The following is a 12581-nucleotide window of genomic DNA, read 5'->3' on the forward strand; positions in this document are numbered from 1 at the left end:
CAGGATCAAACTCTCCAATAAAGTTAGTTTGTCTAGCATCTAAAATAAAAATTGACGTTTCACGTTGTTTGTTTCGTTCAGTTTTCAAAGAACTACTTGGTCGCTCATTTGCGACTTCCTTATGTTAACATCTTCGTTTTTCAATGTCAACTAAGTTTTTCAATTTCTTTTTGTCGTTTTCTGCGTTTCCGCATCAGCGACGGTTATTAATTTATCATATAATAACCATGAACGTCAACACTTTTTAATAAAAAGTTCTTTTTCTTACGTAACGAATACAGTCCTCTGCATTAGCGACTCTTCGAAACAAACAAAAAATGATTTTATATCTTTCTTCCATCGCCTTTTTTACAACGTCATGAATACGTTCATCTTCAAAATCAAATAAAAGTTCTTCTAACTCTCTCTTCAATATGTATTCCATTTCTTTTTTCTCTTCTTTCGTTAACATAAACCCAAGCAAATCATCACCTCAATCATTTCTTACAGAGCAATAAACATTACGCCGATTTTCATTTAACAAAATCCTACCATCCATTATATCCACTACTTACGATATTAATCCCTTGTTCTCTTTTTTATATTTACAGCATATATGTAACTGAAAAGGATTGGACAAAGGGGCGTAATATTATGTTTTTCTTTTTTATTACGAGTAAAAGAAACTTTAAACACATTAGCTTAATAGTGATACTTTCCTTATTTACCGCATGGCTACTCTTTTTAAAAACATATTCACACGAGTCTGCTTTTTCAACTGCTACAGGGCCTAAAGTTATTTACAAAGGCGACACCTCTAAAAAACAAGTTGCATTCACGTTTGATATTAGTTGGGGAGACAAAAAAGCAATTCCAATCCTTGATACACTTAAAGAAAGAGATATTAAGAATGCAACCTTCTTCCTTTCTGCTGCATGGGCAGAAAGACACCCTGATGTTGTTGAACGCATCATAAAAGATGGACATGAAATCGGTAGTATGGGTTATAATTACACGTCCTACACTTCTCTAGAGACAAATGAAATACGAAGAGATCTTCTGCGAGCACAAGATGTTTTTACAAAACTCGGTGTGAAACAAATCAAACTATTGCGTCCACCTAGTGGAGACTTTAACAAGGCAACACTTAAAATAGCAGAATCACTCGGATACACTGTCGTTCATTGGAGTAATAACTCAAACGATTGGAAAAACCCTGGCGTAAACAATATCGTTTCCACCGTCTCTAATAATTTAAAAGGTGGAGATATCGTCTTATTACATGCATCCGATTCTGCCCTTCAAACAAATAAAGCTTTACCACTGCTTCTACAGAAATTAAAGAGTGACGGCTATGAGCAAATATCCGTATCACAACTTATTTCCAATACAAGTACGAAAAGTAAAGATGTTCAATAATTTTTTACACATAAAAAGCTCTACTACCTTTCATTCAGGTAATAGAGCTTTTTTCATCCCGATATTTTCATACATACAACTATCCTGCGTAAAAATGCTCTTAATTAGGCCGACTTACTCGTCTTTCCAATTAAACGATGTAATATAAGTAACTGATATGCATTACATAATAAAAGTGGTATCACCATTAAATATAACCAATCTGTATCATTAATCCGAAGCGCTGGTACCCACTCCAGAATTGTTACAACAACCATAAAGAACAAAGCTGGCACAAATGCCTTTTTATTCGTTTCTTTACTTTTTATATAAGCAACGATGGCCCCAAACATAAATAACACACCAGCAACAAGTATGTTATTCCCTAATGAAACTTCCCCATTTGCAATCAATACCGACCTTAAATACACGAAATCAAATAAAACGAATGCAATAAAGAAGAGCTGGACTATATTCCATAAAGAAGACGATCGGAACATCCCTAGTCCAAAACGGTGGATTGTTAAATAAGCAAAGAACCCCATTTGACTTATTACACTAAAAATGAATCCTACACCCATCAACCAGAAGGAAACTGCCAAAATCTCCTTTCCGTCGAAATTTTGAAAAAATTTAACATACTTGTCCCACTCTAAAACAAACCCAATAATGACTGTACTAATCCCACCAAGAAACAACGTCGTAAAAAATAGTCGTACCCACTTGCGGCTATTCACAACACATCCCCCATTATCCTTATATTTCTAATTAAATTGTATCAATGACAATTTCAAAAAGCTAGCCATGTTCATGTATAAATTCCTTAAAGATATTTATATTAAAAAGAGAGAACTGTGCTGAAAGGAGTTCCAACTTATGAAACGGATGCTGCTCGTTTTGACTTCTTCTTTTCTATTTCTTGTACTTGTAGCATGTGCACAAGAAAAAGAAGCAAAGTCCGAACTTGATTATGATCAAACGAAGAAAATGATTGTTGATATTTTAAAAACCGATCAAGGTAAGAAAGCCATTCAAGATGTGTTAACTGATGAAAAAATGAAACAGGCACTCATACTAGATGAAACAGTAGTAAAGAAAACGATTGAAGATGCAATGGTATCCGACAAAGGGCAACAATTCTGGGAAAAGCTCTTTAAAGACCCTGAGTTCTCATCGAAATTTGCTAAAAGTATGGGAAAAGAACAAACAGCCTTAATGAAAACATTACTAAAAGACCCTGAATACCAAGCAGGTGTTATAGAAATTATGAAAAACCCTGAAGTAGAAAAAATGATGTTACAAACGATGAAGAGCAAAGAATACCGTCAATATTTACAACAAGTACTAACAGAAACTGCTGAAAGCCCACTCTTCCAAGCTAAGATGATTGATATTATTAGTAAAGGTGTCCAAAAAGCCGAAAAAAGTGGTTCCGATAAAAAGGAAGCAGGCGGTGAAGGTGGTTCTCAAGAAGGTAAAAAGGAACAGCAGTAAAAATAATAACACTAATAATGAGTGGACAATATATGTATCGTCCACTCATTATTATTTTATTTTTGCGCAACAGCTGTTTTATCAATTACTGTTTCAGCTATCGTGCGATAAATAAGACCTGTCGTATGCGTATCTTCATATACTGACGGCGCAAAATCTTCTTTATTCCAATCAGGTTGTTGAAGCGGGATTCGGCCAAGTACTTCTGTTTGAAGTTCTGTAGCTAACTTATCTCCTCCACCTCTTCCAAACACATATTCTTTTTCACCAGTTGTTTTACTTTCGAAATAAGCCATATTTTCAACAACACCAAGAATACTATGTTCTGTACGTAAAGCCATTGCTCCAGCACGTGCTGCTACAAATGCCGCTGTTGGATGCGGTGTTGTGACAATAATCTCTTTACAAGCCGGCAACATCGAATGTAAGTCTAGCGCAACATCACCTGTACCTGGTGGTAAATCTAAAACTAAATAATCTAAATCGCCCCACTCTACTTCCGTAAAGAAGTGATTTAACATTTTCCCAAGCATAGGCCCTCTCCAAATAACCGGTGCATTATCTTCTACAAAGAACCCCATTGAGATTACCTTTACACCTAGACGCTCCACTGGAATAATTTTATCTCCTCTTACTACAGGTCGTTTCTCTATCCCCATCATATCCGGTACACTAAAACCATAAATATCTGCATCAATGATACCAACTTTTTTCCCTAGACGTGCTAGAGCAATAGCAAGGTTAACAGAAACTGTTGATTTTCCTACTCCACCTTTTCCACTTGCCACTGCTAAAAATGTCGTTTTCGAATTTGGTGACAATAAAGATTCAGTTTGCTCTTCTTCTTGTTCCGGTGCAAACTGAGCTAATTCCTCTTCTGTAAATTCTGCAAAGCGAAGCCCTACTGTTGCTGCTCCTAGTTCTTTTACTAACTTTACAATTCCAGATTGCAATTGCATTTGTTCCGCTGTACCGTTTTTTACAATTGCAATTTTAACACTTACATGTTTCTTCTCAGGCTTGACTGTTACCTCTTTAATTGCCCCTGTTTCTTTTAACGTTTTATGTAAAAACGGATCTACAATCCCTTCTAACGCTTCCACTACTTGCTCTTTCGTTACCATAATTAGCCCAGCCCCCTGTATGAAAAATAACATAATGTTAATTAAATATATCTCTCTTCACTTTTAAAATAAATGCGTTTACATTTCCAGTATAACATATTTTCGGAAAACTTCGTTAACGAGAGAAACTCAAAAAAATCCTCCTTATTCTGGAGGATTTCCTTTTTCCGTGAAATAACGTAATATACCACGATATACTGCAGCCGCTACCTTTTGCTGGTATTTCTCCGAATTTAACATATACCTTTCATTTACATTCGATAAAAAGCCAGCTTCAATTAAAGCGCCCGGTGTTTTCGCATACTTTAATAAATACACATGGGAAATTGTTTTAGCAGAACGACTTGTATTCTCTAAACTTGTTCTCAACTCAGCTTGTATAAATTTCGCAGCACGTTCATTTTCAATTGAAGAACGGTAATAGAACGTTTGTGCCCCCTTCGATCCACTACTAGTTAAAGCATTTAAATGAATGCTCGCAAAGAAGTCTACATCAGGTTTATTAATAATCTCTACACGCTTTTTTAAATCTTCTGCTTTACGTCTACTATATGACTTTGTATCTTTCTGGGCTAAATCATAATCTCCCTCACGTGTTAAAATAACTAACGCACCTTGTTCTTGTAAATAATCTTGTACCTTCTTTGTAATCTCAAGCGTAATATCTTTTTCTACAATATCCTTGCCACCAACTGCTCCTCCATCTGGTCCACCATGCCCAGCATCTAATACAATTACTTTCCCTGATAAGGGTAAATTCCAAGCTCGCCACGATTTTGTAATTTGAAATTCTTGTTTGACTAAAAAAAACAAAATAACCGCAGCGAGTGCAAAAGAGATAATTCGAATTCTCTTCATACCTTTCCTCCTCCAGCTAGTCCCTCTAATTACTTATATGGGACAAGAGGAAAGTTTATGCTTGTCTTAATGAAGCTTTAATCGATATCTTCTTTCACCTTTTTCATATCCTTCCTGCCACCATAAGCCAATAAACTGCTGACAAGATTCAAAAAGCAATTCCTCATCTTGTAACTTAATTTCCCGCATAGTCATGCTCGTTAAAAATTGAAATAGCGTTTCCGTTAATTGTTGCTCTTCTTCTAGAGCCCTATATTTCACATCAAAGAACGATTCGCCATAATAACCAAATTTACTATATCTTGCTCCTAATAAATACGATTCTATCCCTAATTCAATGCAGTAATCTTCATACTGGCGATGAAGTTCTTGCATCTGAAAGGCATCTCTAATATTTGAACGTAATGTTTTTAATGATAATTCCCGCAGCATCTTCCGCTCATATTTCAACTGCTTTTCTTTTTGTTTTTCTTGTAAGCTGACAATGACATTCATAGTACTTATAAACCTCCCTAATACGTATTAGTCTAAACTTCTAAAGAAGAAGCATACGCGAGAGGATAGCACTAAAATATTCCAAACTACAAAAATTACAAAAGAGGAATGAAACATAAAAAAACCCCAACCAAAATGGTTGGGGTTTGTAGTTCGCAAAAATTAACGTTTTGAGAACTGAGGTGCACGACGTGCGCCTTTAAGACCGTATTTTTTACGCTCTTTCATACGTGCGTCACGAGTTAATAGACCTGCACGTTTTAGTGTTAGACGGTATTCTGGATCAGCTTTTAATAAAGCGCGAGAAATACCGTGACGAATAGCACCAGCTTGACCAGTGTATCCACCACCATTTACGTTTACAAGTACATCGTAGTTACCTAAAGTTTCTGTTGCAACTAGAGGTTGTTTCACTACTTCACGTAATGCAGCAAATGGGATATAGTTTTCAAAATCACGACCGTTAATGATAACGCGTCCTTCGCCTGGAACTAGGCGTACGCGCGCTACTGAACTCTTACGACGTCCAGTGCCATAGTATTGAACCTGTGCCAAAGTAAGCCCTCCTTTAATTGATTATCCGCGAAGTTCGTAAACTTCTGGTTTTTGTGCTTGGTGTGGATGCTCTGCTCCAGCATACACGTTTAGTTTCTTAGAAACTTGACGGCCTAAGCGTCCTTTTGGAAGCATGCCTTTAATTGCAAGCTCTAACATTTGTACAGGGTAGTTTGTACGCATTTCAAGAGCTGTTCTTTGTTTAAGTCCACCTGGGTGGTTAGTGTGACGGTAGTAAATTTTATCGTTTAATTTATTACCTGTTAAATGAATTTTCTCAGCGTTAATAATAATTACATGATCACCCGTGTCAACGTGTGGTGTAAATGTAGGTTTGTTTTTACCACGTAAAATGGATGCTACTTCACTAGCAAGGCGACCTAAAGTTTGACCTTCAGCATCAACCACATACCATTTACGCTCAACTTCGTTAGCTTTTGCCATAAAAGTCGTACGCATGTGTTTCCCTCCTCGTTATCTTTTCCATAGAAAAAATCTATTGTTTATCTTAAACACGATTTCCTTCCGGGGCTAATCGTGGTTTTAGAAACAATACCATATGTTATGATATACTTTTGAGTTTCTAATGTCAAGCAAATGTTACACCAGGATTAGTTGTTATAGTTTACCTGCCATAAATAAAGCCCATGACCAGGAGCCATCTTTCCAGCAAACTGACGATTTTGTTTCGCTAAAATCTCTGGAATGCTATCCGGATCAAGCTTTCCTTGGCCTACGTTAAGTAACGTACCAACAATAATCCTGACCATATTATATAAAAATCCATTACCTACAAAACGAAAAATTAATTCATCGTCTTGCTCAATTAGCTCGATTTCATAAATTGTTCTCACTTTATCTTTTTTGTCAGTTTTTGCCGAACAAAAAGAAGTGAAATCATGCGTTCCAATAAAATAAGGAATCGCTTTTCTTATAGAGTTTACTTCGAGTGGATATGGATATTGATATACATAATTTCTACGGAATACATCCGCAGTCTTTGATACTAGTACACGATAACGATATTCTTTTCTCTCAACACCGTATCGAGCATGAAATTCTTCTGTTTTTTTCTCTACCTGTGTGATAACAATATCATCTGGTAGCATTGTGTTTAATGCATTACTCCATTGCCACTCTTCAAGAGACAACGGTGTATCAAAGTGTATCACTTGTCCTTTAGCATGAACGGTAGAATCCGTTCTGCCCGATGCCTGAACACGAACAAGTTCTCCTTTATGCAATTTCTGTAAAGCTTTCTCTATCTCTTGTTGAACAGTACGATGCTGCGGTTGAATTTGATAACCACAAAAATGCATGCCATCATATGCAACCGTACATTTTATTCTATCCATTTCTTTATTCTCCATTACGATCGCACCCATGCCAAAATACAAGCTAAACAAAGCAAGCTTATAATCGTTACTGTATCGCTTGTTTTCCAGCGTAGTTGCCTAAATTTAGTACGTCCTTCGCCACTTTGATATCCACGAGCTTCCATAGCGATTGCTAAGTCCTCTGCACGCTTAAAAGCACTGATAAATAGAGGGACGAGTAGTGAAATGATAGCTTTCATTCTATCTTTTATCGGTCCCCCTGCGAAATCAATACCACGTGACGATTGTGCCTTCATTATTTTACTCGTCTCATCCATTAATGTCGGAATAAAACGAAGAGAAATTGACATCATTAATGCGATTTCATGAACAGGAACTTTTATACGCTTCAACGGCTTTAATAACGTCTCCAAACCATCTGTAATCTCAATGGGTGTCGTCGTTAACGTTAATAATGTCGTCATTAAAATAATAACGAAGAATCGTATAGAAATGTATATCCCTTGCTCTAATCCTTTTTCATGTATCGAAAACCAACCAAGCTGGAATAGTACTTCCCCTTCTTTATTCGTAAAAATATGCAGGAAAAATGTAAAAAGAAAAATCCATAGAATTGGTTTTAAGCCCGAAAGTACATAACGAATCGGCACTTTTGCAAAAAATAAAGCAATGAGTGCATATAAAAATAAAAATCCATATGAAATCGCATTATTTGCTAAGAAAACAACAAATACATATAAAAAGACAATCAGCAGCTTCGTGCGTGGATCAAGTTGATGAATAAGAGAATTCCCTGGAATATACCTTCCAATAATCAACTGCTGCATGATTCATGACCACCTTTTCGTAACACCTGCACAACTTCATGAGTAAGATCCTCTAAAGATAAGGTAGCCTTTGGGATTGAAATGCCAAACTTCTCTTCAATTGCACGTTTATACTTTAAAGACATAGGAAGATCCACGCCAATTCTCTCTAGTTCATCAGCATGTGAAAAGACTTCCTCTGCACTTCCTTGCAAAAAGACCGTTCCTTTATACATAACTACAATCTGCTCGGCATATTTAGCAGCATCCTCCATATTATGCGTTACAAGGATAACTGTAAGGCCTTTCTCCTTATGTAGCTTATAAAACATCTCCATAAGTTCATTTTGCCCTTTTGGATCTAGTCCTGCTGTAGGTTCATCTAATACAAGCACTTCGGGTTCCATCGCTAATACGCCTGCTATCGCAACACGCCTCATTTGCCCACCGCTTAACTCAAATGGTGAACGCGCTAACAGGTCTGGTTCTAACCCTACAAGTTCAATTGCTTCTCTTGCCTTTTGCTTCGCTTCTTCTTCCGATACCCCAAAATTAGTAGGGCCGAAACAAATATCTTTCTCCACAGTCTCTTCAAATAACTGATGTTCTGGGAATTGAAAGACAACCCCTACCTTTTTACGTAGCGGCTTTAGCTTTTTTTCTTTCTTTCCTGCCGAAATGAAATGTTCACCAATTTGAACTGTGCCATTTGTCGGCTGCAATAAACCATTTAAATGTTGAATCATCGTCGACTTACCTGAACCAGTATGACCGATAATGGCATAATAGCCCCCACTTGGAAACGACACGTCTACATCATAAAGTGCGCGTCTTTCAAATGGAGTTTTATATTGATAACGATGTTCTACTTTTTGGAATGTAATCTCCAAAGTTCGTTCACCAAGCTTTCCATTGTAAGATGCGTATTTTGCAAGAGAATTTCATTTCTTTTTAATAATTCTGCTATTTTCACTGAAAATGGTACATCTAATCCAATTTCTTGGAGCATATGAGAGGACTTGAAAATTTGTTCTGGAGTCCCTTCCTCTAATATCTCTCCCTTATTTAAAATAATGACACGGTCTGATTGTGCCGCTTCTTCTAAATCGTGCGTAATTGATAACACAGTAATACCTTTTTCATTAACAAGTTGTCTAACCGTTTCTACTACTTCACGTCTCCCTTGAGGGTCTAGCATTGACGTTGCTTCATCTAATATCAAAATAGATGGCTGAAGTGCTAAAACGCCCGCTATTGCTACTCGCTGCTTTTGTCCACCAGATAACGAATGAGGCTCATCATTAAGAAAATCTTCCATACGGACTAGTCGTAAAGCTTGATCTAATCTTTCTACCATTTGTTCTCTTGGCATTCCAATGTTCTCTAAACCAAAGACAACGTCATCTTGCACTGTCGTTCCAACAAATTGATTATCTGGATTTTGAAATACCATCCCAATTTGTTTTCGAACATCCCATACCGTTTCTTCTGACAAAATCATTGTATCATTTACTGTAATTGTCCCTGCTTCCGGCAAAAACAAACCATTCAATAATTTTGCAAGTGTAGACTTCCCTGAACCGTTTTGTCCAATAACAGATACCCATTCTCCTTCAAATAAGGAGAATGAAACATCTTTTAATGCATAAGTGGCTGCACCAGGATATTGAAATGATATATTTTCTGTCCGAAGTTTCTCTTTTTTCAATACAAGGCACCCTTTCCTTCGCCAAGTAAGCCTATTTTTATATTTAAAAAAAAGGGCCATGACCAGTTTCTTGAAAAGAACTGTCCTGCCCTTTTAATTATCATTATACTAACTCGATAATTACCATTGGTGCTGCGTCTCCGCGACGTGGACCAATTTTTGCAATACGAGTGTATCCGCCTTGGCGCTCAGCATAGCGTGGAGCTACATCAGCGAATAGTTTTTGAAGTGCATCTTGACCAGTCTCAGCGTTAGCTACTTCATTGCGAATGAAAGCTGCTGCTTGACGACGAGCATGAAGATCTCCGCGTTTACCTAAAGTGATCATTTTTTCCACTACAGAACGAAGTTCTTTTGCACGAGTTTCTGTCGTTTGGATGCGCTCGTTGATAATTAAATCAGTAGCTAAGTCACGTAACATAGCTTTACGTTGCGCACTTGTACGGCCTAATTTTCTGTATGCCATTCGTAGTTCCCTCCTTTGTTGATGGGTTTAAATCCTCAGTCGTCTTTACGTAAACCTAAACCTAATTCCTCAAGTTTATGTTTAACTTCTTCTAAGGATTTACGTCCTAAGTTACGAACTTTCATCATATCTTCTTCTGTTTTGTTCGCAAGCTCTTGTACAGTATTAATTCCTGCACGTTTTAGGCAATTATAAGAACGAACAGAAAGGTCTAGTTATTCGATAGTCATCTCAAGAACTTTCTCTTTTTGATCTTCTTCCTTCTCGACCATAATCTCAGCATTTTGTGCTTCATCAGTTAAACCAACAAAGATATTTAAATGCTCAGTTAAGATTTTGGCACCTAAAGAGATAGCTTCTTTTGGCCCGATGCTTCCATCCGTCCATACATCAAGCGTAAGCTTATCATAATTAGCCACTTGTCCGACACGTGTCTTTTCCACTTGGTAAGTCACACGTGATACTGGAGTATAAATAGAATCAATAGGAATTACTCCTATTGGTTGATCTTCGCTTTTATTTGCATCAGCTGGCGTATACCCACGGCCACGCTTTGCAGTTAAACGCACGCGGAAATGCGCATCTTTTGCTAACGTTGCAATGTGTAAATCTGGATTTAAGATTTCTACATCACTATCGTGAGTAATATCAGCAGCTGTGACAATACCTTCGCCCTGCACATCAATTTCCAACGTCTTCTCTTCTTCAGAGTAGATTTTAAGAGCTAACTTTTTCAAGTTTAAGATGATCGTTGTAACGTCTTCTACTACGCCCTCAACTGTTGAAAATTCATGTAATACGCCATCGATTTGGATAGCAGTAACAGCGGCACCAGGGAGTGAAGATAAAAGAATACGACGTAAGGAGTTACCCAACGTAGTACCATATCCACGCTCAAGCGGTTCAATTACGAATTTACCATATTTAGCATCTTCGTTAAGTTCAACCGTTTCGATTTTCGGCTTTTCGATTTCAATCATTAACTAAACCCTCCTTCAAAACGTCGAAACCCCGGTTAAACAAAGGTATAACCTCTGTCTAACCGAAAGTCCCCCTTAGGCAGTTCCCGATTGTGCACAACAAGCGATGTTTCTGTACGAAATTTCTCGATAATGCATCATATCCATTATAGACAAAAGGGAAAATTCTATACAGAAAAATTACACACGACGACGTTTTGGTGGACGACATCCATTATGAGGAACTGGAGTAACATCTCTAATTGCTGTTACTTCTAGACCTGCAGCTTGAAGAGCACGAATTGCAGCTTCACGACCAGCACCAGGACCTTTAACAGTAACCTCTAAAGTTTTTAAACCGTGTTCCATTGCAGCTTTAGCAGCAGTTTCAGCAGCCATTTGTGCAGCGAATGGAGTAGATTTACGAGATCCACGGAAACCAAGTGCACCAGCACTAGACCAAGAAAGTGCGTTACCGTGAGTATCTGTAAGTGTTACGATTGTGTTGTTGAAAGTAGAACGAATATGAGCTACACCAGCTTCAATATTCTTTTTCACACGTTTTTTACGAGTGTTTGTTTTACGTGCCATTGTTAGTTCAACCTCCTTTACTTATTATTTCTTTTTATTTGCTACTGTACGACGTGGACCTTTACGTGTACGAGCATTGTTTTTAGAGTTTTGACCACGAACTGGTAAACCACGACGGTGACGAAGACCACGGTAAGAACCGATCTCCATTAGACGTTTGATGTTAAGAGATACTTCACGACGAAGGTCTCCCTCAACTTTAATACGATCGATGATATCACGGATACGTCCTAATTCGTCTTCCGTTAAATCACGAACTCGTGTTTCTTCAGAAATACCTGCTTCAGCAAGAATTTTTTCAGCAGTTGTGCGACCAATGCCGAATACGTAAGTTAAAGAAATAACAACGCGTTTGTCTCGAGGAATATCTACACCTGCGATACGTGCCATTACGAATGCACCTCCTTCTGATTAACCTTGTTTTTGTTTATGTTTAGGGTTTTCACAAATAACCATTACTTTTCCACGTCTACGAATAACTTTACATTTTTCGCAGATTGGTTTAACTGACGGTCTTACTTTCATGTCTCGAACCTCCTTAAAGATTACGGAGTGCTATATTATTTAAAACGGTACGTAATACGACCACGATTTAAATCGTACGGAGATAATTCTACCGTAACTTTGTCTCCTGGTAAAATACGAATGAAGTTCATACGGATTTTACCAGAAACGTGAGCCAATACGACATGCCCATTCTCTAATTCTACTTTGAACATAGCATTTGGCAACGTTTCAAGAACGGTACCTTCGACTTCAATTACATCATCTTTAGCCATTCAATAGTTCTCCCTTCATCAAATCAGTAACA

Annotated in this window: 18 protein-coding genes and 1 pseudogene; 2 read left to right on the plus strand and 17 right to left on the minus strand. The window is 37.5% G+C overall.

What is annotated here, in order from left to right; translation table 11 throughout:
• Positions 1 to 244: 244 nt before the first annotated feature.
• Positions 245 to 463, minus strand: a complete 219-nt coding sequence (locus ACVWY7_RS25820) for a hypothetical protein (RefSeq protein ID WP_000900295.1) — start codon at positions 461 to 463, stop codon at positions 245 to 247.
• A 170-nt stretch (positions 464 to 633) separates the two neighbouring features.
• Between ACVWY7_RS25820 and pdaB the strand changes: the two genes are divergently transcribed.
• Positions 634 to 1398, plus strand: coding sequence for a polysaccharide deacetylase family sporulation protein PdaB (gene pdaB / locus ACVWY7_RS25825; protein ID WP_000464710.1), 765 nt, complete (start codon positions 634 to 636; stop codon positions 1396 to 1398).
• 104 nt (positions 1399 to 1502) lie between these two features.
• On the opposite strand, the gene kbaA is transcribed toward pdaB, so the two are convergent.
• A complete protein-coding gene (gene kbaA / locus ACVWY7_RS25830) occupies positions 1503 to 2114 on the minus strand; it encodes a KinB signaling pathway activation protein KbaA (protein ID WP_456524063.1) in 612 nt (203 codons plus the stop codon).
• 139 nt (positions 2115 to 2253) lie between these two features.
• Here kbaA and gerD point away from each other — a divergent pair, with 139 nt between their 5' ends.
• A complete protein-coding gene (gerD, locus tag ACVWY7_RS25835) occupies positions 2254 to 2871 on the plus strand; it encodes a spore germination protein GerD (protein ID WP_000827519.1) in 618 nt (205 codons plus the stop codon).
• A 56-nt stretch (positions 2872 to 2927) separates the two neighbouring features.
• Here the strand turns inward: gerD and ACVWY7_RS25840 are convergent, their stop codons facing one another.
• From ACVWY7_RS25840 to infA, 15 genes and pseudogenes are all read right to left on the minus strand, one after another.
• Positions 2928 to 3995 (minus strand): Mrp/NBP35 family ATP-binding protein, encoded by a 1068-nt coding sequence (locus tag ACVWY7_RS25840; RefSeq protein ID WP_456524064.1) that lies wholly within the window; start codon positions 3993 to 3995, stop codon positions 2928 to 2930.
• Between the two features lie 144 nt (positions 3996 to 4139).
• Positions 4140 to 4853 carry an N-acetylmuramoyl-L-alanine amidase CwlD gene (gene cwlD / locus ACVWY7_RS25845; RefSeq protein ID WP_073525550.1) on the minus strand — a complete coding sequence of 238 codons (714 nt, stop codon included), beginning with the start codon at positions 4851 to 4853 and terminating at the stop codon, positions 4140 to 4142.
• A gap of 66 nt (positions 4854 to 4919) precedes the next feature.
• A complete protein-coding gene (locus ACVWY7_RS25850) occupies positions 4920 to 5348 on the minus strand; it encodes a YbaK family protein (protein ID WP_001101006.1) in 429 nt (142 codons plus the stop codon).
• Between the two features lie 162 nt (positions 5349 to 5510).
• Positions 5511 to 5903, minus strand: coding sequence for a 30S ribosomal protein S9 (gene rpsI / locus ACVWY7_RS25855; RefSeq protein ID WP_000079986.1), 393 nt, complete (start codon positions 5901 to 5903; stop codon positions 5511 to 5513).
• A gap of 21 nt (positions 5904 to 5924) precedes the next feature.
• Complete coding sequence (gene rplM / locus ACVWY7_RS25860) at positions 5925 to 6362, minus strand: 50S ribosomal protein L13 (RefSeq protein ID WP_001260793.1); 438 nt, start codon at positions 6360 to 6362, stop codon at positions 5925 to 5927.
• A 152-nt stretch (positions 6363 to 6514) separates the two neighbouring features.
• Positions 6515 to 7258 carry a tRNA pseudouridine(38-40) synthase TruA gene (gene truA, locus ACVWY7_RS25865; protein WP_001995175.1) on the minus strand — a complete coding sequence of 248 codons (744 nt, stop codon included), beginning with the start codon at positions 7256 to 7258 and terminating at the stop codon, positions 6515 to 6517.
• 14 nt (positions 7259 to 7272) lie between these two features.
• Positions 7273 to 8067: an energy-coupling factor transporter transmembrane component T family protein gene (locus ACVWY7_RS25870; protein WP_001186532.1), complete on the minus strand. Its 795-nt coding sequence runs from the start codon at positions 8065 to 8067 to the stop codon at positions 7273 to 7275.
• A complete protein-coding gene (locus ACVWY7_RS25875; protein WP_000406515.1) occupies positions 8055 to 8936 on the minus strand; it encodes an energy-coupling factor ABC transporter ATP-binding protein in 882 nt (293 codons plus the stop codon). The genes ACVWY7_RS25870 and ACVWY7_RS25875 overlap by 13 nt, the downstream gene beginning before the upstream one ends.
• Positions 8912 to 9754: an energy-coupling factor ABC transporter ATP-binding protein gene (locus tag ACVWY7_RS25880; RefSeq protein WP_000711771.1), complete on the minus strand. Its 843-nt coding sequence runs from the start codon at positions 9752 to 9754 to the stop codon at positions 8912 to 8914. The genes ACVWY7_RS25875 and ACVWY7_RS25880 overlap by 25 nt, the downstream gene beginning before the upstream one ends.
• 103 nt (positions 9755 to 9857) lie before the next feature.
• A complete protein-coding gene (gene rplQ / locus ACVWY7_RS25885; RefSeq protein WP_000331490.1) occupies positions 9858 to 10220 on the minus strand; it encodes a 50S ribosomal protein L17 in 363 nt (120 codons plus the stop codon).
• A 35-nt stretch (positions 10221 to 10255) separates the two neighbouring features.
• Positions 10256 to 11200, minus strand: a pseudogene (locus ACVWY7_RS25890) (DNA-directed RNA polymerase subunit alpha).
• A 180-nt stretch (positions 11201 to 11380) separates the two neighbouring features.
• Complete coding sequence (gene rpsK / locus ACVWY7_RS25895) at positions 11381 to 11770, minus strand: 30S ribosomal protein S11 (RefSeq protein WP_000101799.1); 390 nt, start codon at positions 11768 to 11770, stop codon at positions 11381 to 11383.
• A gap of 24 nt (positions 11771 to 11794) precedes the next feature.
• Positions 11795 to 12160, minus strand: coding sequence for a 30S ribosomal protein S13 (rpsM, locus tag ACVWY7_RS25900; protein WP_000090788.1), 366 nt, complete (start codon positions 12158 to 12160; stop codon positions 11795 to 11797).
• Between the two features lie 21 nt (positions 12161 to 12181).
• Positions 12182 to 12295 carry a 50S ribosomal protein L36 gene (gene rpmJ, locus ACVWY7_RS25905; protein ID WP_000868344.1) on the minus strand — a complete coding sequence of 38 codons (114 nt, stop codon included), beginning with the start codon at positions 12293 to 12295 and terminating at the stop codon, positions 12182 to 12184.
• A gap of 35 nt (positions 12296 to 12330) precedes the next feature.
• The gene (gene infA / locus ACVWY7_RS25910) at positions 12331 to 12549 is read right to left on the minus strand and encodes a translation initiation factor IF-1 (protein WP_001029884.1); all 219 of its coding nucleotides are present in this window, start codon (positions 12547 to 12549) and stop codon (positions 12331 to 12333) included.
• Positions 12550 to 12581 lie beyond the last annotated feature (32 nt).

The sequence above is a fragment of the Bacillus sp. TE9106W genome, assembly GCF_054062215.1.

Bases quoted from the DNA above. Each gene is read 5' to 3' on its own strand.
- pdaB (WP_000464710.1), top strand. From the start codon at position 634: ATGTTTTTCTTTTTTATTACGAGTAAAAGAAACTTTAAACACATTAGC.
- gerD (WP_000827519.1), top strand. From the start codon at position 2,254: ATGAAACGGATGCTGCTCGTTTTGACTTCTTCTTTTCTATTTCTTGTA.
- ACVWY7_RS25840 (WP_456524064.1), bottom strand. From the start codon at position 3,995: ATGGTAACGAAAGAGCAAGTAGTGGAAGCGTTAGAAGGGATTGTAGAT.
- cwlD (WP_073525550.1), bottom strand. From the start codon at position 4,853: ATGAAGAGAATTCGAATTATCTCTTTTGCACTCGCTGCGGTTATTTTG.
- ACVWY7_RS25850 (WP_001101006.1), bottom strand. From the start codon at position 5,348: ATGAATGTCATTGTCAGCTTACAAGAAAAACAAAAAGAAAAGCAGTTG.
- rplM (WP_001260793.1), bottom strand. From the start codon at position 6,362: ATGCGTACGACTTTTATGGCAAAAGCTAACGAAGTTGAGCGTAAATGG.
- truA (WP_001995175.1), bottom strand. From the start codon at position 7,258: ATGGATAGAATAAAATGTACGGTTGCATATGATGGCATGCATTTTTGT.
- ACVWY7_RS25870 (WP_001186532.1), bottom strand. From the start codon at position 8,067: ATGCAGCAGTTGATTATTGGAAGGTATATTCCAGGGAATTCTCTTATT.
- rplQ (WP_000331490.1), bottom strand. From the start codon at position 10,220: ATGGCATACAGAAAATTAGGCCGTACAAGTGCGCAACGTAAAGCTATG.
- rpsK (WP_000101799.1), bottom strand. From the start codon at position 11,770: ATGGCACGTAAAACAAACACTCGTAAAAAACGTGTGAAAAAGAATATT.
- rpsM (WP_000090788.1), bottom strand. From the start codon at position 12,160: ATGGCACGTATCGCAGGTGTAGATATTCCTCGAGACAAACGCGTTGTT.
- rpmJ (WP_000868344.1), bottom strand. From the start codon at position 12,295: ATGAAAGTAAGACCGTCAGTTAAACCAATCTGCGAAAAATGTAAAGTT.
- infA (WP_001029884.1), bottom strand. From the start codon at position 12,549: ATGGCTAAAGATGATGTAATTGAAGTCGAAGGTACCGTTCTTGAAACG.